This is a genomic window from Isoptericola sp. NPDC057653, assembly GCF_042799955.1.
Lineage (GTDB): Bacteria > Actinomycetota > Actinomycetes > Actinomycetales > Cellulomonadaceae > Isoptericola.
Genome location: NZ_JBHVHP010000001.1, coordinates 119,974 through 138,058, shown reverse-complemented (window position 1 = coordinate 138,058; position 18,085 = coordinate 119,974). Strand labels below are relative to the sequence as shown.

Sequence of the window (18,085 nt, the reverse complement as noted above, 5' to 3'; positions counted from 1 at the left end):
GCAACTTTGGTGCGGGTGGATACCGTCCATGTGTGTCCGACGACCGTCCCACCACGCTCGCCGACGTCGCCGCCGCCGCCGGCACCACCGTGCCCACCGTCTCCAAGGTGCTGCGAGGCCGCTCCGACGTCTCCGCCGCGACGCGGGCCCGCGTCATGGCCGCCGTCGACGCGCTCGGGTACCGCGGCCGGGCGGGCCGCGGCCTCGCGCCGAGCGGGGACCGGCCGCCGCTGGTGGACCTCGTGCTCAGCGGGGTCGACGGCACCTGGGCGAACCGCGCCCTCAGCGGGGTCGAGGAGGCAGCCACCGCGGCGGGCCTCGACATCGTCGTCTCGGTGGCGCGCCGGCCCGACGACGCCTGGCTCACGCGCCTGCTCGCCCGCCACTCGCGGGGGGCGGTCATCGCGCTCGTCGACACCACGCGCGAGCAGCTCGCCACCCTCACCGCGGCGCGGGTGCCCGTCGTCCTGCTCGACCCGGTCACCCAGCCGCCCCGGACCGTCGCGAGCGTCGGCGCCACCAACTGGGCGGGCGGCCGGGCCGCCGCAGAGCACCTCCTCGGCCTCGGTCACCGCCGGCTCGCCGTCCTCGCGGGGCGGCGCACCCACCTGTACAGCCAGGCGCGGGTGGACGGGTTCCGCTCGGCCACGGCCGAGGCGGGCACCGACCCCGGGCCCACGGTCGAGCACGCCGACTGGTCGCGGGCGGGCGCCGCCGCCGCGGCCGCCGACCTCCTGGCCGGCCCGGACCGGCCGACCGCGGTCTTCGCGTGCTCCGACCGGATGGCCCTCGGGGTCTACGACGCCGCGGCCGCCGCCGGGCTCCGGGTACCCGAGGACGTGAGCATCGTCGGCTTCGACGACCTGCCGGAGAGCGAGTGGGTGCGGCCGGGGCTGACCTCCGTGCGCCAGCCGATCGCGCAGATGGGTGCGGCGGCCCTGCGGATGCTGCTGCGCCTCGGCGACGAGGACCCGGCCGCGCCCACGGGGGACGCACCGCGCGAGGAGCTCGCCACCACCCTCGTCGTGCGGGGGTCGACGACGGCTCCGTGAAAAAGCGCTCCCGGCGCGGGGGAGCGGCTGCGAGCATGACCGCATGGACACCCCTGCCCCCGTCGAGGCCGTCCCCGTCGACCTGGCGACGTGGCCGCGCCGGCAGCACTTCGAGCACTACCGGGCGTCGCCGTGCACGTACGCGATGACGGTGGAGGTGGACGTCACGGCGTTCGCCGAGGAGCTGCGCACGTCGTCGCGCAAGACGTACGTCGCGCAGGTCTGGGCGCTCGCGACCGTCGTCAACCGGCACCAGGAGCTCCGGATGTGCCTCACCGCCGACGGCGCCCCCGCCGCCTGGCCGGTGGTGCACCCGGCGTTCACCGTGTTCAACGCCACGCGCGAGACGTTCGCGTGCGTGTGGGCGCCCTACGACCCGGACTTCGGGGCGTTCCACGACGTCGCGGCGGCGCTCCTGGCCGAGCACTCCCGGGCCACCGACTTCTTCCCGCAGGGCGCGCCGCCGCCGAACGCGTTCGACGTCTCCAGCCTGCCGTGGGCGTCGTTCACCGGGTTCACGCTGAACATCCGCGACGCCTGGGGCCACCTGGCGCCGATCTTCACCCTCGGCCGGTACGTGGAGCGGGACGGCCGGGTGCTGCTGCCGCTCGCCGTCCAGATCCACCACGCCGCCGCCGACGGCTTCCACACGGCGCGGCTCGTCACCGAGCTCCAGGAGCTGTTCGCCGACCCGTCCTGGGTGGCCTGAGTCACTCCACGGGGCCCGGCACAGGGTCACCAGCCGGACGCCCAGGCGCCCGGACGGCGAGACGGCTTACCCTCTAGTCCCGTGAGCGAGAACCTGGGATCCACCGGCTCGATCGAACGTGTGGTGGCACGCCACGAGATGCCCGACCCTCTGCGCGACGACATCCGCCTCCTCGGCGGGCTGCTCGGCACCGTGCTCAAGGAGGCCGGCGGTCAGGGCCTGCTCGACGACGTCGAGAAGCTGCGCGGCCTGACGATCCGCGCCTACGGGGCGGACGACGGCGGCGCGACCCTGGCCGAGGCCGCCGACGTCGTGGCCGGCTTCACGCCGGAGCGCGCCGAGCAGGTCGCGCGGGCCTTCACGTGCTACTTCCACCTGGCGAACCTCGCGGAGGAGTTCCACCGCGTCCGCGTGCTGCGGGCCCGCGAGTCCGACGCCGCGGGGAACGTCGTCATCGAGGACTCCCTGCCGCAGGCCTTCACGCAGCTCGCGGAGGAGGTGGGCCGGGACGAGGCGCTGCGCCGCCTCGGCGAGATCGAGTTCCGCCCCGTCCTCACCGCGCACCCGACCGAGGCCCGACGCCGCGCCGTCTCCGGCGCCGTTCGCCGCATCTCCGGCCTCGTCGCCGACCGCGACACCATGCGGCCCGGCGGCACCACGCTCGCCGAGAACGAGCGCCGCCTGCTCGCCGAGATCGACACCATGTGGCGCACGTCGCCCATCCGCGCGCACAAGCCGTCGGTGCTCGACGAGGTGAAGACCGCGATGGGCGTCTTCGACGCCACCATGTTCACCACCTTCCCCGAGGTGTACCGCCGCCTGGACGACTGGCTGCTGGACGGCGAGGCGGGCAGCGTCCCGCCCGTCGCCCGCCCGTTCGTCCACCTCGGCTCCTGGATCGGCGGCGACCGCGACGGCAACCCGAACGTCACCGCCGAGGTCACCCGCCAGGCCGCGACCCTCGCCGCCGAGCACGCGCTCGGCGCGCTCGAGAAGGCCACCGTCGAGACCGGGCGCAAGCTCACGCTCGACGAGGACGGCACCCCGGCGTCGGCCGACCTCAAGGCGCTCTGGCAGCGGATGCGCCAGCTCTCCGACGAGCTCGTCTCCCGTGCCGCCGCCGACTCGCCGAACGAGCCGCACCGCGCCGCCGTCCTCGCCGTCGCCGGCCGCGTCGCCGCGACCCGCCGCCGCGACGCCGACCTCGCCTACCGGGACCCGGAGGAGCTCGTCGCCGACCTCGAGGTCGTGCAGCGCTCCCTCGTCGAGGCCGGCGCCCCCCGCGCCGCGTACGGCGACCTGCAGAAGCTCGTGTGGCAGGTGCAGACCTTCGGGTTCCACCTCGCCGAGCTCGAGGTCCGCCAGCACTCGCAGGTGCACGCCGCCGCCCTCGCCGAGATCGACGAGAAGGGCATCCACGGCGAGCTCTCCGAGCGCACCGTCGAGGTGCTCGACACCTACCGCGCCCTCGGCGCGGTGCAGAAGCGGTTCGGCATCCGCGCCGCCCGCCGCTACATCGTGTCCTTCACGCAGGCGCCCGAGCACCTGGCCGCCGTCTACCGGCTCGCCGCGCTCGCGTTCGAGGGCTCCGACGACGCGCCGGTCGTCGACGCCGTCCCGCTGTTCGAGACCTTCGACGACCTCGAGAACTCCGTCGACATCCTCGAGGCGATGCTGGAGTTCCCCGAGGTGCAGCGCCGCCTCGCGGAGAACGGCCGTCGCGTCGAGGTCATGCTCGGCTACTCCGACTCCTCCAAGGACGTCGGCCCCGTCGCCGCGACCCTCGCCCTGCACAAGGCGCAGTCGCGGATCGCCGAGTGGGCGCAGCGCCACGACATCACGCTCACCCAGTTCCACGGCCGCGGCGGGTCCCTCGGCCGCGGCGGCGGCCCGGCCAACCGCGCCGTCCTCGCGCAGCCGCCGCACTCCGTGGACGGCCGGTTCAAGCTCACCGAGCAGGGCGAGGTCATCCTCGCCCGCTACGGCGACCCGACGATCGCCGCCCGCCACATCGAGCAGGTCGCCGCGGCCACGCTCCTCGCGTCCGCGCCGACCGTCGAGAAGCGCAACGCCGAGGCCCGGGAGCGGTTCGCGCCGCTGGCCGACGCCCTCGACGTGTCGTCGCGCGCCGCCTTCCACGGCCTGGTGAAGTCCGACGGCTTCCCGCAGTGGTTCTCGCAGGTGACGCCGCTGGAGGAGGTCGGCCTGCTGCCGATCGGCTCCCGCCCCGCCAAGCGCGGCCTGTCGGTCAACTCGCTCGACGACCTGCGCGCCATCCCGTGGGTGTTCTCCTGGTCGCAGGCGCGCATCAACCTCGCCGGCTGGTTCGGCCTCGGCACGGCGCTCCAGGCGCGCGGCGCCGAGGAGGGCGGCCTCGAGGAGCTGCAGGCCGCCTACCGCGACTGGCCCCTGTTCACCACGCTGCTCGACACCGTCGAGATGGGTCTCGCCAAGACGCAGGAGGACATCGCCGCGCAGTACCTCGCGCTCGGTGACCGCGACGACCTCGCGGAGCTCGTCCTCGGCGAGCTCCGCCTCACCCGCGAGTGGGTGCTCCGCGTCACCGGTAACGAGTGGCCCCTCGCCAACCGCCGCGTCCTCGGCCGCGCCGTCCAGCTGCGCTCCCCGTACGTCGACGCGCTCTCCCTGCTCCAGGTCCGCGCCCTGCGCGCGCTGCGCAGCAAGGGCGTCAGCGAAGGGCTCACCGTGGACGACGGCGAGTGGGTGGACGGCGGCCACAAGGACCGCTGGCAGCACCTGCTGCTGCTCACCGTGAACGGCGTCTCCGCGGGCCTGCAGAACACGGGCTGACCCGCGCCGTCGCCGGTCGAGCCTGTCGACAACCCGGCACCGGGCTCGACAGGCTCGACCGACGGAGACGTCGGGAAATGCGCTGGCACGACCGTCCGTGCCTGGTCACGATGGGCAGCACGCCCCCCACTGACCTGGAGTGATCAGCGCATGTCTCGTCGTCCTGCCCACATCGCGATGGTCGGCGTGCCCGCCGTCAGCCACGTCCTGCCGAGCCTGGAGGTCGTCCGCGAGCTCGTCGCGCGCGGGCACCGGGTGACGTACGCGAACGACGCCCCGGTGGCCGACCTCATCGTGGCCACGGGCGCAGAGCTGGTGCCCGTCACGTCCACGCTGCCGGTCGCCGACAACGACTGGCCCGAGGACGCCATCGGTGCGATGGAGACGTTCCTCGACGACCAGATCCAGGTGCTGCCGCAGCTGCGCGCCTTCTACGACGACGACCCGGCGGACCTCTACCTGTACGACATCGGCGGCTACTCGGCGCGGGCGCTGGGTGAGTCCCAGGGGCGGCCCGTGATCCAGGTGTCGCCCACGTTCGTCGCGTGGGACGGCTACGCCGAGGAGGTCGTGGCGCCGCTGTGGCAGCTCCCCGGCGCCGACGCGTACCGGGAGAAGTTCGCCCGCTGGCTCGCGACGAACGGGGCCACGACCACGGACGTCGACGCCTTCCCGGGCGCGCCCGGCACGGTGCTGGCGACGATTCCGAAGGCGATGCAGCCGCAGGCCGACCGCGTCGACACCGATGTGGCGACGTTCGTCGGTCCGTGCTTCGACATCCGCGGTGACGGCGGCAGGTGGAGCCGGCCGACAGGCGCGGAGAGGGTGCTGCTGATCTCCCTCGGCTCGGCGTACACGCGGCAGCCGGAGTTCTACCGCCGGTGCCTCGCGGCGTTCGGCGACCTGCCCGGCTGGCACGTCGTGCTGCAGGTCGGGAAGCACGTCGACCCCGGTGAGCTCGGCGAGCTCCCGTCGAACGTCGAGGTGCACGCCTGGGTGCCGCAGCGGGCGATCCTGGAGCAGGCCGACGCCTTCGTGACCCACGCCGGGATGGGCGGGAGCAGCGAGGGGCTGCTCGCCGGGGTGCCGATGATCGCGGTGCCGCAGGCCGTCGACCAGTTCATGAACGCGGACCGGCTGGTGGAGCTCGGCGTCGCGCGCCGCCTCAGCTCCGCCGACTCCACCGCCGCTGAGCTGCGTGCGGCGCTGCTCGAGCTCGCCTCCGACCCCGACGTCGCGCGCCGCTCGGCCGCGCTGCAGGCCGCCGCGCGGGCGGAGGGCGGCACCCGACGGGCGGCCGACCTCGTCGAGGCCGCGCTGGGCTGAGGCGCGGCTACGCTGCAGGGCATGAGCCTGGTGACCTTCAAGGACCTGTGCGTCGACGCGGTGGACGCGCGGGTGCAGGGCGAGTTCTGGGCCCGCACGCTGGGGCTGCGGGCCGAGCCGCTGGACGACGGCGACGTCGTGCTCCGCGACCCGGGCCCCGACCCGGTGGCGGAGCGGACGATCTGGGTGAACACCGTGCCCGAGGCGAGGACGGTGAAGCACCGCGTGCACCCCGACGTGCGCGCGCTGTCGCTCGACGAGTTCCCCGACCGGCCGCGCCTCACCGAGCCCGGTCAGTACCACTACACGACGCTGGCCGACCCCGAGAGCGGCGAGTTCTGCGTCTTCACGTACGACGAGGTGCCGGACTACCGGCTCAAGGACGTCGTCGTCGACTGCGCGGACTACCGGACCGTCGCCGCGTTCTGGCACGAGCTGCTGGGCGGCACGCTCACGCAGGACGACGACATGGACTACGCCTACCTCGACGAGGGCGCCGGCGTCCCGTTCGAGTCGTTCGACTTCGTCCCCGTGCCCGAGCCGAAGACGGTCAAGAACCGCTGGCACTGGGACGTGATGCTGAACGACGGCGTCACCCTCGACGACCTCGTCGCCCGCGGCGCGCGCGTGGTGCGGCCGCAGGACGACGAGATCCGCTGGACCGTGATGGCCGACCCCGAGGGCAACGAGTTCTGCGTCTTCCGCCCCTGAGCCCGGGCCCCGGTGCTCAGGGGCGGGCGGCGAGCGCGGTGAGCACCCGGTCCACGCTGGACCGGATGCCCCAGCGCTCCGCGAGGGCGTCCAGCGCCTCGGGGTCCTTCGGCGCGCGGGGCAGGGCGTCGTCGACGGCGTCGACGGGCGCGTCGTGCGCGACCTGGACCACGGTGGGCGCGACGTCGAGGTAGGGCGCGGCGTCCAGCAGCTTCTGCCGCTGGGTGGGCGTGAGGCCCTTCGCGCCGTGCTCGGCCGCCGCGCGCAGCCCCGCCAGGTCGCCGAACGTGGCGAGCAGCTTCGCGGCCGTCTTCTCGCCGATGCCGGGCACGCCGGGCAGCCCGTCCGACGGGTCGCCGCGCAGCGTCGCCATGTCGGCGTAGGCCTGGCCGCTCGGCACGCCGTACTTCTCCGCGAGGCGCGCCTGGTCGATCACGTCGGGGTCGCGCACCCCGCGCGCCGGGTACAGCACGCGGACGCCGGCGGCGTCGTCGACGAGCTGGAACAGGTCGCGGTCGCCGGTCACGATGTCGACGCTCGCCGGGATGACGATGCCGACGGCGCCCGCCACGGGCAGCGCGGTGGCCGCGCTCCGCGCCACCTCGCGGGTCACGAGCGTGCCGATGACGTCGTCGGCCTCGTAGCCCTTCGCCCCCACGCGGGCGATGCCGAGCGCGGCCAGCACGTCGACGATGACGGGCACCTGCGGCGTGAGCAGGTCGGGGACCTCCTCGACGTCCGGCTCGCCCGCGGGCGTGACCCGCGCGACCCGGTGCTCCTTGTACGAGCCGATCGCCTCGACCCGGAACGCCGGCCGCCAGTCCTCGTCCCAGCACGCCACGAGCCGGTCGGGCCCGTGCTCCGTGACGAGGAACGCGATCATGTCCAGCAGGCCGCGCACCGCGTTGACGGGCTTGCCGTCGGGGGAGCGCAGCGAGTCGGGCAGGCCGTAGAAGGCGCGGAAGTACAGGCTCGCGGAATCCAGCAGCATGAGGCTCACCGGGTCAGCGTGTCACAGCCCTCCGACGACGAGGCCGCGGCCACGCGTGTCAGAGCGCGCGGCCGGCCAGGACGCCGAGCGCGATGCCCAGCGCGACGGCGGCGAGGGTGAGCGCCATCGTGCCGAGGGCGTTGGCGAGCGCGAGCCGCGTGCGGCCGGACCGGGCGAGGCGCACGGTCTCGACCATCGCCGTCGAGAAGGTGGTGTAGCCGCCGCAGAACCCGGTCGCGACGGCCAGCCGCCACGGCTCCAGGCGGTCCGGTTCGCCGGCGCCGAGCAGCACGCCCGTGACGAGGCCGATGACCAGCGAGCCGGAGACGTTCACGACCACCGTCGCCCACGGGAACGCGGCGCCGGGCGTCCGGGCGCGCACGGCCCCGTCGACGACGAACCGCGCGGCGGCGCCGAGCCCGCCGGCGAGCGCCACGACCAGCAGCGCGGCGGCGGCGCTCATCGCGCCCGCCGGCGCGAGCCCAGCAGCACCCCGGCCAGGCAAGCGAGCCAGCCGAGCACGAGCGTGCCGCCCGCGTACGCCAGGCCCTGGGCGACGGCGCCGCCGGTGAGCAGCCGCTCCGTCTCCAGCGCCAGGGACGAGAACGTCGTGAACCCGCCCAGGACGCCGGTGCCGACGGCCAGCCGCACCCGCTGCACGGCGGGCGTCTCGGGCCCGCGGGCGGCGAGCGACTCCAGCAGCCAGCCCAGCACGAAGGCGCCGAGCACGTTGGCGGTGAGCGTCGCGACCGGCCAGCCGTCGATCGCCGGCCACGCCACCGCCAGCCCGTAGCGGGCGGCGGTGCCGACGGCGCCCCCGGCGGCGACCAGCGCGACGAGGCCCGGCCGCCGGTGGGCGGGGCGCACGCGGGCGGGCGGGCTGCCCGCCGTCACGAGGCGTCGCCCGCGTGCGTGTCGGGCAGCACGACGACCGGCCGCGGCTGGTCGTGGATGAGGTGGCCGGCCACCGTGCCGCCCACGAGGTGCGTGGCCCAGCCGCGCATCCCGGGCCGACGCGCCCCGACGACGACGAGGACGGCGTCGTGCTCCGTGGCGAGGCGGGCGAGCTCCGCGGCGGGGTCGCCGCCGGTCACCTCGAGGCGCCACGGCACGGGGCTGGCGTCCAGGGCGGCGGCCACGGCCTCGCGCAGGGCGGTCGTGTCGGCGAGCTCCGCGCCGGCGTCCGGGTCCACGGGGACGACGGCGCCCGACGGCTCGCGCACGGCGCTCTCGTCGACCGCGACGCACAGGAGCTCCGTCCCGAGCGCCTCCGCCAGCCCCGCGGCCCGCCGGAGCACGCTCGGGTGCCGGTCGTGCGGGATGCCCACGAGCACGGGACCAGTCATACGGCCATCGTAGGCAGCCGCGGTGGCCGGGGGGTCAGACGCCCCGGTCGACGACGGGCACGCCGTCCTCGTCGAGCCGCTCCGGCTCCGGCGCGCGCACGCCGAGCAGCTTGGCGACGGGGGTACCGGTGAACCCGTAGACGATCGCGGTGAGCAGCACCACGCCGAAGATCACGGGCACGAGCTGCGGGAACGACTCGCCGGCGTCCTCGAACCGCAGCGCGAAGACGGAGGCCGTGGACGCGGCGACGATGCCGCGCGGCGCCATCCAGCCGATCATCGCGCGGTCCGACCAGCGCAGGCCCGTGCCCAGAGTGGAGACGACGGCGACCAGCGGCCGCAGCACCAGCACGAGGACCACGACGATGCCCGCGGTGGGCAGGGCGTACCGGGCCAGCGCGTCGAGGTCGATGCGCGCGGACAGCACCACGAACAGCGAACCGATGAGGAGCAGCCCGATGTGGGTGCCGAACTCGTGCAGGGGCTCGATGCGTGCCACCCGCTGGTTGGCCAGCACGGCGCCGAGGGCGGTGGTGGCGAACAGGCCGGCCTCGTCGTGCACGCCCTCGGCGATGGCGTAGGCGCCGAGCGCGAACGCGACCGCGAGCACCACCTCGGTCTCCTTCGGCACCCGCCCGAAGCGGATGACGACGACGAGCAGCGCGGCGGCCACCGCCCCCACGAGGAGGCCCCACGCCCCGGTCTCCAGGAGGCTCACCGGCTCGGCGTGCAGCACCACGTTGGCGACGGCGAGCGCGACCGTGGCGCCGATGGGGTCGATGAAGATCCCCTCGAAGGCCAGCACGGACTCGACGGGCTGGCGGGGCCGGATGATCGCGAGCAGCGGCCCGACGACGGTCGGCCCCGACACGATGAGGATCGCGCCGACGACCGCCGCCCGCCCCCACGACAGGTCGAGGAAGAGGTGGGCGATCACCGTCGCGCCCAGGCCCGTGAGCAGGGCCCCGGTGGTCACGAGCCCGAGGACGGGCCGGCGCGCGCCGCCGCGCAGGCGGCCGAAGTCCAGCTTGAGCGACTCCTCGAACAGCAGGAGGCCCACGGCCATCGAGACCAGAGGGAAGAGGGCGTCGCCGAACACGGCGTCCGGGTCCAGCCAGCCGAGCACCGGCCCCACGAGCAGGCCGAACGCGAGCAGCAGCAGGATGGACGGCACCCGCAGCGCCCGCGCCGCCACCTGGCCGGCGACACCGACGGCCACGACGAGGGCGATCCCGCCGACGAGGTCCATGCTCACTCCTCCGCGCCGTCGCGGCGGCGGGCCTCGGCCTCGCGGGCGGCGCGCTCGCCGGCCTCGAGGTTGCGGCGGCGGCGCGACGACCACGGGCCGTCGCCACGGCTGGGTTCCTTGTCCGGGTCGCGCAGCAGGCTCGACTCGACCAGCTCGTGCCGCTGGAGGTACGTGTTCCCGAGGGCCTGCACGGTCGCGAGGATCGGCAGCGCGAGGAACGCGCCGAGCGCGCCGAACACGGCGCCGAACCCGAGGACGCCGACGAACGACACCGCGGGGTTCATCTCGAGCGCCCGGGCGCTGATCCTCGGGGAGAAGATCAGGTTCTCCACCTGCTGGTACGCGATGATGAAGATCAGCACGGCGAGCGCCTGCGGCAGCCCCTGCGCGGCGAGCGCGACGGCCACGGGCAGCGCCCCGCCGATGTACGTGCCGATGGTGGGCACGAACTGAGAGACCACGCCGGTGAACACGGCCAGCGGCAGCGCGTACGGGGTGTTCATGATCAGCAGGAACACGAACGTGAAGACGCTCGACAGCGCGGCGAGGACCACGCGGGAGCTGATGAAGTCGGAGACCTTCACCTGCGTGATCTCCCACAGGGTCAGCACCTCCTGCTGCCGGTCGGGCCGCAGCCAGGAGCAGACGGCGGCCCGGAACTTCGGCCCCGCGGCCATGAGGTAGTACGTGATGAGCAGGATCGTGGTGATCGCGAAGAGCACCCCCACGATGGAGGCGCCCACGCTGATCGCGCCGGTGGCGACGTCCTGCCCCCACTGGTCGAGGGCCTGCGCGACGAGGTCGTCGGAGTCGGGGACGGTGACGTCCCAGCGCTGCTCGATGCCGGTCTGGATGCTCGTGTAGAGGTCGGGCAGCGAGGAGACCAGCTGGATCAGCTGCTGCACGAACAGGTTGCCGAACAGGGCCAGGACGCCCGCGACGACGACGATCGCCCCGCCCAGCGAGGCGCCCGCCGCGGCGCCGCGCCGCCACCCGTGCCGCACCAGCCACACGACGATCGGCTCCAGGGCCAGGGCGACGAAGAACGAGATGAGGACGTTGACGGCCAGCCCCCCGAGCTGGCCGAACGCGTACGACAGGAACGTGGCCACGAACACCGCCACGACGACCATGGCCAGCGCCCGCGGCAGCCACCGCGGCGGGTTGCGGCTGTCGTGCTGGACGGGGCGGACGGAGTCGTCCACCTCCTCGTCGGGGGCGGGCGGCGGGGGCGCGGCCGAGCCGGGCACGCCCTCGGGCTGCGGGGCGTCCGTGGTCATGCGGGAAAACGTAGCCCAGCAGGCCGTTCGGGGCGCGGGCTACGCGCGGCGCGGCTACAGCGCGGGCAGGCGGTCCGGCAGCCCGAAGCGGGGGAACCAGGTGGCGGTGTCGAGGAAGGTGGTGATGCCGGTGATGCGGCCGCTCCCGTCGTCCTCGAGCACGGCGAGCCCCCACGGCGACCAGCCGCCCGCCGGGTCCTGCCGGTACTGCCCGTAGGCCATCGAGCCGTTCGCCTGCACGGGCAGGCACCGCGAGCCGCGGCAGCCGGCGCCGGGCCCGGTCATCCAGCGGATCACCTCGCCGCTGCCGTGCACCCACATCGTGTACGGCGGCATGTTGAGGACGGCGTCGTCGTGCAGCAGGGCGACGAGGGCGTCCATGTCGTAGCGCTCGAAGGCGTCGAGGTACCGCTCCAGCAGGTCCTGGTCGATCTCCGCCCACCGGTCCTCCGCGCCGGCCGCGGCGTCCTCCGCCTCGGCGGCGTCGCCGGAGCGCCGCAGCCCCTTGCTGCCGAGGGTGGCGCGGGCGCGCTGCAGCGCGCTGTTCACGGACGCGACCGTCGTGTCGAGGAGCTCGGCGACCTCCGCGGCCGACCAGCGCAGCACCTCGCGCAGGACGAGCACCGCGCGCTGCCGCGCGGGCAGGTGCTGCAGCGCGGCGACGAACGCGAGGCGGATGGACTCGCGGCCGATCGCGACGTCCGCCGGGTCGCCCTCGCGCGGCAGGACGGCGTCGTCGGGCACCGGCTCGAGCCACCGGTCCTCGGCGAGCACGTCGCCGAAGTACTGCTCCTCCGCGGGCTGCGGGCCGCCCAGGCCCATCGGGCGCTCGCGCCGCTTCGTCGAGCCGAGGTGGTCGAAGCAGACGTTCGTCGCGATGCGGTACAGCCACGAGCGCAGCGACGAGCGGCCCTCGAACCGGTCGTAGGACTTCCACGCGCGCAGCAGCGTCTCCTGCACCGCGTCGTCGGCCTCGAACGCGCCGCCGAGCATGCGGTAGCAGTAGCCGGTGAGCTCGCGGCGGTACTGCTCGAGGAGGGCGCCGACGTCGTCCGAGGTGCCGGCGGCCGTGGTCGACGGCGTGGGGGCGCTGCGCTGGGCGGTGTGAGTCACGTCTCACACGGTACGACGGGCCTCCGACGCTCCGCAGGGGTGTCGCCCGGGGCGACGGACGGCGGGGCGGCGCGGCTCAGCGGCGGTCGTCGCGCAGCACGCGCTCGACCAGGGGGACCGTGCCCGAGGCGGGCGTCAGGGGACGCACGCGCTTGACGGTGCCGGTCAGCGGGCGGGCCTCCCGGTCGATCTCGAACCACACCGTCTTGCCCTCGACCACGCCGGAGTGGCGGCCCACGGCGTCGGAGCCGTCGTGGAGCTCCACGCCCCACCGCGACGCGAGCCGGTCGAGGAACAGCACGCCGCGGCCGGACAGGTCCTGCGGCTGCGGGGACTGCAGCTCGGGCTCGGCCGTGCTGCCGTCGCGGACACCCACCCGCAGGCGGCGCCCGTCCACCTCGACGGTCGCCGTGATGGGGCCCTCGCCGTGCTCCAGCGCGTTGGTGAGCACCTCGCTGGTCAGCAGCATCGCGGTGCGCCGCAGCTCGTCGGAGACGTCGCACGACTCGAGCACGTCGTCCACCCAGCGCCGTGCGGGCCCCAGGTCGCTCAGGTCGTCGTCGGCGACGCGGCGCTCCGCCTTCGCGGGCCCGGCCGACGACGGCGGCCCGGACGGGGCGGGGACGCGCACGCGCACCGCGAGCACGGCGACGTCGTCGCGCTGCGTGTCGCCGACGAGGCCGCGCACGAGGGCGCGGGGGACGGCGGACGTGGCCTCGCCGTGCGCGCCCCGCAGCACCGTCTCCAGATCGGACAGGCGCTGGTCGCTGGGGACGCCGCGGCGCTCCACGAGCCCGTCCGTGTACAGCACCAGGGTGTCGCCGGGCAGCAGGCGGGCCGTGCGGTCGACGCGGGCCGTGGACGGGACGACGCCGAGCAGGAGGTCGGGCGTCGCGTCCAGCCGCTCCACGCCGCCGTCGCGGCGCAGCACCATCGGCGGCGGGTGGCCCGCCACCGACCAGGTGAGGGTGTAGGCGCGCTCGGGCGGCTCGGCGCCGTCGACCCGGTCCTCGGGGCACGGCGCCGGGTCGCGGTCCAGCCGCGCGACGACGGCCGTCGCCATCGCCCGCGGGCCGAGGCGCGCGTTCGCCTTGTCGAGGCGGGTCAGCAGCCCGGCGGGCGACTCGTCGTGGCTCCACGCGAGCGCCCGCAGCATGGAGCGGAGCTGACCCATCTGCGCGGCCGCGTGCACGTCGTGGCCCGCGACGTCGCCGATCATCACGATCGCGGTGCCGTCGTCGCGCACCACGGCGTCGTACCAGTCGCCGCCCACCTGGTCGGTGCGGGCGGCGGGGGAGTACGTGGTCGCGATGTCGAGGTGGGCCACGGCGGGCGGCGCGGTGAGCATCGACTCCTGCAGCGTCGTCGCCACCCGGCGCCGCGCCTCCAGCAGCGCCACCCGCTCCAGGGCGAGGGCCACGTACCGGCTGATCGTCGACTCGAGGGCGGCGGTCTCGGCGTCGTGCTCGCGCGCCTGGTCCCACACGCAGGCGATGACGCCCACGACCATCCCGTTCGACATCACGGGCAGGAACGACCGCGCCCCCTCCGAGACGGAGCCCACGGGCATCATCTCGGGATAGCTCGCCACCATCTCCGTGTGGTCGCGGAACCGCAGGGCGGCGCGGCTCCGCACCACGTGCGTGTCGGGCCGCGGCGCGTCCAGGCGGGTGCTGCGCAGCGCGGGCTCGCCGGGGTGGTGGTGCCCGACGGTGAAGAACGACAGGTGCCGGCGGTCCGCGTCCACCAGCGCCAGCGACACCCAGCGGGCGCCCGTGCCCGTGCCGATGACGTGCGCGATCGCGTCCTCGACCTCGTCCAGCGTGGTGACGCGCGCGAACCGCTCCGACAGGCCCAGCAGGAACCGCGACCGGCGGTGCGCGCGGAACGCCACCTGCTCGGCCAGCCGGGCGCGCTCGCGCTCGGCGCGCAGCCGCAGCTCGCCGGAGGCCGCCGCCGACAGGTCGGCCAGCGTCGCGAGGTCGGTCTCCGTCCAGGTCCGCGGCTCCGACGACACCGCCCACAGGGCGCCGACCACGTGCCCGCGGGCGTCCTCGATCGGGTACCCCGCGTACGCGGCGAGCACGAGCTCGCCGATGGCGTGCCGGCCGTCCACGCGCGGGTCCTCGTCGGCGTCGCGCACCACCAGGGGGGTGCGGGTCCGCGCGACGATCGTCGTCAGGGGGCGGGGCAGCTCGATGCGGCGGCTGCGCTGCGCGGCCTCGGGGAAGCCGACGGCGCCGGGCAGCGTCTTGACGTCGCCGTCGTCCGTGAGCATGACCACGGCGGCGGCGGGCACACCGAGCTGGCGGTGCACGAGCCGCGCGATGCGGTCGAACACCTCGTCTGCGAGCGGCTCACCGACGATGGGACCGGCCGGCGGCCCGGGCACACGATCGGACGTGGGACCGGGCACGGGCCCGGGCGGTGGTCCGGGCGGGGAGCCGACAGCCTGGGCTTCCGGCACGGGCCCAGTATGGACCCTGGGCACTCAGACGCTGAGCAGACCGCGCCGGTGCGCGACGGCGACCGCCTCCGCCCGCCCCGAGACGCCGAGCTTCGCGAGCAGGTTCGACACGTGCACGCTGACCGTCTTGGTCGAGATGTAGAGGCGCTCGCCGATCTGGCGGTTGCTCAGGCCCTGCGCGACGAGGGTCAGCACCTCCTCCTCCCGCTCGGTGAGGACGGACGACGTGCGGCGCGTGCCGGGCAGCGGCACGCGGGCGCGCCGGCCCCAGGCGTGGATCGCGTCGGCCAGCGGGACCGCGCCCATCGCGGTCGCCTCGCCGAGCGCCTCGGCCGCCTCGACCTCGGCGGCCGGGACGTCGCCGGCCGCGCGCAGCGCCTGCGCCCACCGGAAGCGGGACCGGGCCACCTCGTACCGGTAGCCGAAGTCGAACTCCTTGACCGTCGCCTCCCACAGCTCCGGGTCGGCCGGGTCGTCCGTGAGGGCGGCGCGCAGGCGGTTGTGCTCCGCGGCCGCGCGGCGCAGCCACGCCCGCCCCTCGGGGCCGAGGCTCCCCCCGCGCGGGCGTCCGCGGCGCGCCGTCTCCTGCGCGACGGCGAGGAGGTCGTCGCCGCGGTCCAGCAGCGCCCGGGCGGCGTCGGCGCCGTGCGGGCCGGCCTCGGCGTCCTCGGCGAGCCCCCCCAGCGCGAGGGCGGACAGCCAGATGCGGCCCAGGAAGTACTCGGACCAGGTCGCGCCGACGTGCGCCGCGACCTCCTCGGCGGTCGCGACGGCCTCGTGGTACCGGCCCGCCCACGTCAGCGCGTCGGCCAGCGTGCCGCCCGCGACGAGCGCGATCTGCCCGTCCACGCCCCACGCCGGGCGCAGCGCCTCGGCCGCCGCGACGGCGTCGCCGCCCTCGCGGGCGGTGGTCGCGTACAGGCGGCCGGCGTCGAGGTAGAGGAGGGCCGGCGCGGGCGCGCCGTCGAGGATCGGCTGGTCGGTGAGGTCGCCGGTGAAGTACGACACCAGCAGCGCGAGGTCCAGCAGCTGCACCCCGTAGACGCCCCAGATGACGCCGGTGCTGCGGCCCCGCCGGATGGCGGCCTCGAGGACGCGCTCGGCCTCGTCGAGGTGCCCCGCGTAGAAGTGCGTGGTGGCGAGGCCGTACCAGCAGCGCATCTCGGTGCGCAGGTCGCCGGCGACGACGGCCCGCTCGCGGGCGCGGTCGACCAGCTCGGCGGCGGTGTCCGGGGTGCCGACCTCGAGCACGGCGAGCGTGGTCAGGGCGTCGGCCTCCGCGCCCGGCGCGTCCGCGCGGCGGGCGACGTCGACGGTCTGCCGGGCGAACACGCCGGCCTCGTCGTCGCGGTCCACCGTGAGCAGGACGCGCGCGTGCACGGCGAGCGTCCACGCGAGCTCCGGGGTGGCGTCGGCGTCCACGACCTCGGGGAACGGCCCCGAGACGCCGGCGGCGGTGGCGCCCGGGAGCAGCACGTCGAGGGCGCCGGTGGACTGGGCCAGGGCGTCGTCGAGGGACTCGAGGTCCAGGACGTAGCGCACGAGCACGTGGCGCAGGCGGGCCTGGCGGTCGGGGTCGCCGGAGAGGCCCTCCACGGCACGCCGGGCGAGCTGCTCCGCCCGCATCGACAGGCCGGCGGAGCTGGCGGCCGCGGCCGTCTCGAGGGCCAGCGCCACGCGGTCGGCGCCCAGCAGCTCCTCGGCACCCGGCACCGACTCCCACAGGGACAGCACCTGCTCCAGGTGGCGCAGCTCCTCCGCGGGGGCGAGCAGCTCGGCGGCGCTGCGGGCCGCCTCGCGCGACGCGACGAGGGCGGCGGTCAGGTCGTGGCCCTGCAGCGCGTGGTGGGCGCGCTTGGCGGCCGAGCCCAGCGCCGGGTCGGCGCCCAGCGCCTCCAGGTACGCGCGGTGCATCGTGGTGCGCTCGCCGGGCAGCAGGTCCAGCACGAGCGCCTCGGCCACGAGGGCGTGCCGGAAGGCGACCTGCTGGCCCTCGACGCCCAGCACCTGCTGCGCCACCGCCTCGCGCAGCGCCGCGTCGGCGACGCCGGGGCCGTCGAGCCCGGGCACGCGCGGCGCCGCGGCCCGCAGGAGGGACTCGTCCACCTGGCGGCCGGCGACGGCCGCCAGCCGCACCAGCTGCTGCACGGCGGGGTCGAGGCGCTGCAGCCGCGTGTGCAGCACGTCGGCCAGCGACCACGGCAGGCCCGACGACGGCTGCCCGGCGTCGAGCAGCTCCTCCGCGAAGAACGCGTTGCCGTCGGACCGGCTGCGCACGGCGTCGAACTCGGCCTCGTCCAGGGGCTCGCCGCGCGTGGCGGTGGTGAACTCGCGCAGCTCGTCGGGGGTGAAGGGGGACAGCTCCACGTGCTCCACGGGGCGCTGGCGGTGCAGCTCGGCGATGACGGGGCGCAGGGGGTGGCGCCGGTGCACGTCGTCGCTGCGGTAGGTGGCGACCAGCAGCAGGTGCTCCGACCGCATCCGCGCGACGACGAACCGCAGCACGTCCCGCGTGGACTCGTCCGCCCAGTGCAGGTCCTCGAGGACCAGGACCAGCGGGGAGCCCGCGCGCCCGGCGGCCGCGAGGCTGCCCGCGACGCCGTCGAGCAGCTGCAGCCGCTCCGCGTGGTCGGTGCCCGAGCCGCTCGCCGGGTCGAGCAGGCGGGTCAGGGCGGGGCGCTCGGCGATCACCTCGGCCACGGCCGGGACCGTCCGCAGCTCGCCCAGCGCCTCCGTGAACGGGAGGTAGGGGATGCCGACGTCGCCCAGGTCCACGCAGTGGGCGACGACGACCCGCGCGCCGGCGTCGCGCGCCAGGTCCGCGAGGTGGGTGACCAGGCGCGTCTTGCCCACCCCGGCATCGCCGCCGAGCAGCAGCACGCCGGGCTCGCCCTCCGCGGCGCGCTCCAGCGCACCGCGGAAGGCGGTGACCTCCTCCTGGCGGGCGATCAGGGGGACCTCGCTGGAACGTCGCACCAGGTGATCGTCCCACCGCGCACCCACACCCGCCGCTGCTTTTCCGGGGCCGAT

The 18,085-nt window shown here is 75.6% G+C and carries 14 protein-coding genes; 5 read left to right on the top strand and 9 right to left on the bottom strand.

The genetic code is table 11. The features are described from left to right. Positions 1-32: 32 nt before the first annotated feature. The 5 genes from ACFU9A_RS00555 (at position 33) to ACFU9A_RS00535 (ending at position 6,609) form a co-directional block, all read left to right on the top strand. Positions 33-1,052: a LacI family DNA-binding transcriptional regulator gene (locus tag ACFU9A_RS00555; protein WP_430573307.1), complete on the top strand. Its 1,020-nt coding sequence runs from the start codon at positions 33-35 to the stop codon at positions 1,050-1,052. Between the two features lie 43 nt (positions 1,053-1,095). Beyond that, positions 1,096-1,761, top strand: a complete 666-nt coding sequence (locus tag ACFU9A_RS00550) for a CatA-like O-acetyltransferase (RefSeq protein WP_430573306.1) — start codon at positions 1,096-1,098, stop codon at positions 1,759-1,761. 138 nt (positions 1,762-1,899) lie between these two features. After that, the gene (locus tag ACFU9A_RS00545) at positions 1,900-4,572 is read left to right on the top strand and encodes a phosphoenolpyruvate carboxylase (protein ID WP_430575317.1); all 2,673 of its coding nucleotides are present in this window, start codon (positions 1,900-1,902) and stop codon (positions 4,570-4,572) included. A 150-nt stretch (positions 4,573-4,722) separates the two neighbouring features. Beyond that, positions 4,723-5,898 carry a macrolide family glycosyltransferase gene (locus tag ACFU9A_RS00540; RefSeq protein WP_430573305.1) on the top strand — a complete coding sequence of 392 codons (1,176 nt, stop codon included), beginning with the start codon at positions 4,723-4,725 and terminating at the stop codon, positions 5,896-5,898. A gap of 21 nt (positions 5,899-5,919) precedes the next feature. Further along, the gene (locus ACFU9A_RS00535) at positions 5,920-6,609 is read left to right on the top strand and encodes a VOC family protein (RefSeq protein ID WP_430573304.1); all 690 of its coding nucleotides are present in this window, start codon (positions 5,920-5,922) and stop codon (positions 6,607-6,609) included. Positions 6,610-6,625: 16 nt separating this feature from the next. On the opposite strand, the gene ACFU9A_RS00530 is transcribed toward ACFU9A_RS00535, so the two are convergent. The 9 genes from ACFU9A_RS00530 to ACFU9A_RS00490 all read right to left on the bottom strand — a co-directional run bounded on the left by ACFU9A_RS00530 (position 6,626) and on the right by ACFU9A_RS00490 (position 18,031). Continuing rightward, positions 6,626-7,600 carry a 5'-3' exonuclease H3TH domain-containing protein gene (locus tag ACFU9A_RS00530; RefSeq protein WP_430575316.1) on the bottom strand — a complete coding sequence of 325 codons (975 nt, stop codon included), beginning with the start codon at positions 7,598-7,600 and terminating at the stop codon, positions 6,626-6,628. Positions 7,601-7,658: 58 nt separating this feature from the next. Continuing rightward, on the bottom strand, positions 7,659-8,063 hold the full coding sequence (crcB, locus tag ACFU9A_RS00525) for a fluoride efflux transporter CrcB (RefSeq protein ID WP_430573303.1): 405 nt from the start codon (positions 8,061-8,063) through the stop codon (positions 7,659-7,661). Next, positions 8,060-8,494: a fluoride efflux transporter FluC gene (locus tag ACFU9A_RS00520; protein WP_430573302.1), complete on the bottom strand. Its 435-nt coding sequence runs from the start codon at positions 8,492-8,494 to the stop codon at positions 8,060-8,062. Before ACFU9A_RS00520 ends, crcB begins: the two co-directional genes overlap by 4 nt. After that, a complete protein-coding gene (locus tag ACFU9A_RS00515) occupies positions 8,491-8,946 on the bottom strand; it encodes a universal stress protein (protein ID WP_430573301.1) in 456 nt (151 codons plus the stop codon). Before ACFU9A_RS00515 ends, ACFU9A_RS00520 begins: the two co-directional genes overlap by 4 nt. A 34-nt stretch (positions 8,947-8,980) precedes the next feature. After that, positions 8,981-10,195: a cation:proton antiporter gene (locus ACFU9A_RS00510; protein WP_430573300.1), complete on the bottom strand. Its 1,215-nt coding sequence runs from the start codon at positions 10,193-10,195 to the stop codon at positions 8,981-8,983. Positions 10,196-10,197: 2 nt separating this feature from the next. Further along, entirely contained in the window at positions 10,198-11,475 is a 1,278-nt protein-coding gene (locus ACFU9A_RS00505) for an AI-2E family transporter (protein WP_430573299.1), read from the bottom strand. A 54-nt stretch (positions 11,476-11,529) separates the two neighbouring features. Next, positions 11,530-12,588: a sigma-70 family RNA polymerase sigma factor gene (locus ACFU9A_RS00500; protein WP_430573298.1), complete on the bottom strand. Its 1,059-nt coding sequence runs from the start codon at positions 12,586-12,588 to the stop codon at positions 11,530-11,532. 76 nt (positions 12,589-12,664) lie between these two features. Next, a complete protein-coding gene (locus tag ACFU9A_RS00495; protein WP_430573297.1) occupies positions 12,665-14,929 on the bottom strand; it encodes a SpoIIE family protein phosphatase in 2,265 nt (754 codons plus the stop codon). A 150-nt stretch (positions 14,930-15,079) separates the two neighbouring features. Beyond that, positions 15,080-18,031 carry an AAA family ATPase gene (locus tag ACFU9A_RS00490; protein WP_430573296.1) on the bottom strand — a complete coding sequence of 984 codons (2,952 nt, stop codon included), beginning with the start codon at positions 18,029-18,031 and terminating at the stop codon, positions 15,080-15,082. Between the last annotated feature and the right edge of the window lie 54 nt (positions 18,032-18,085).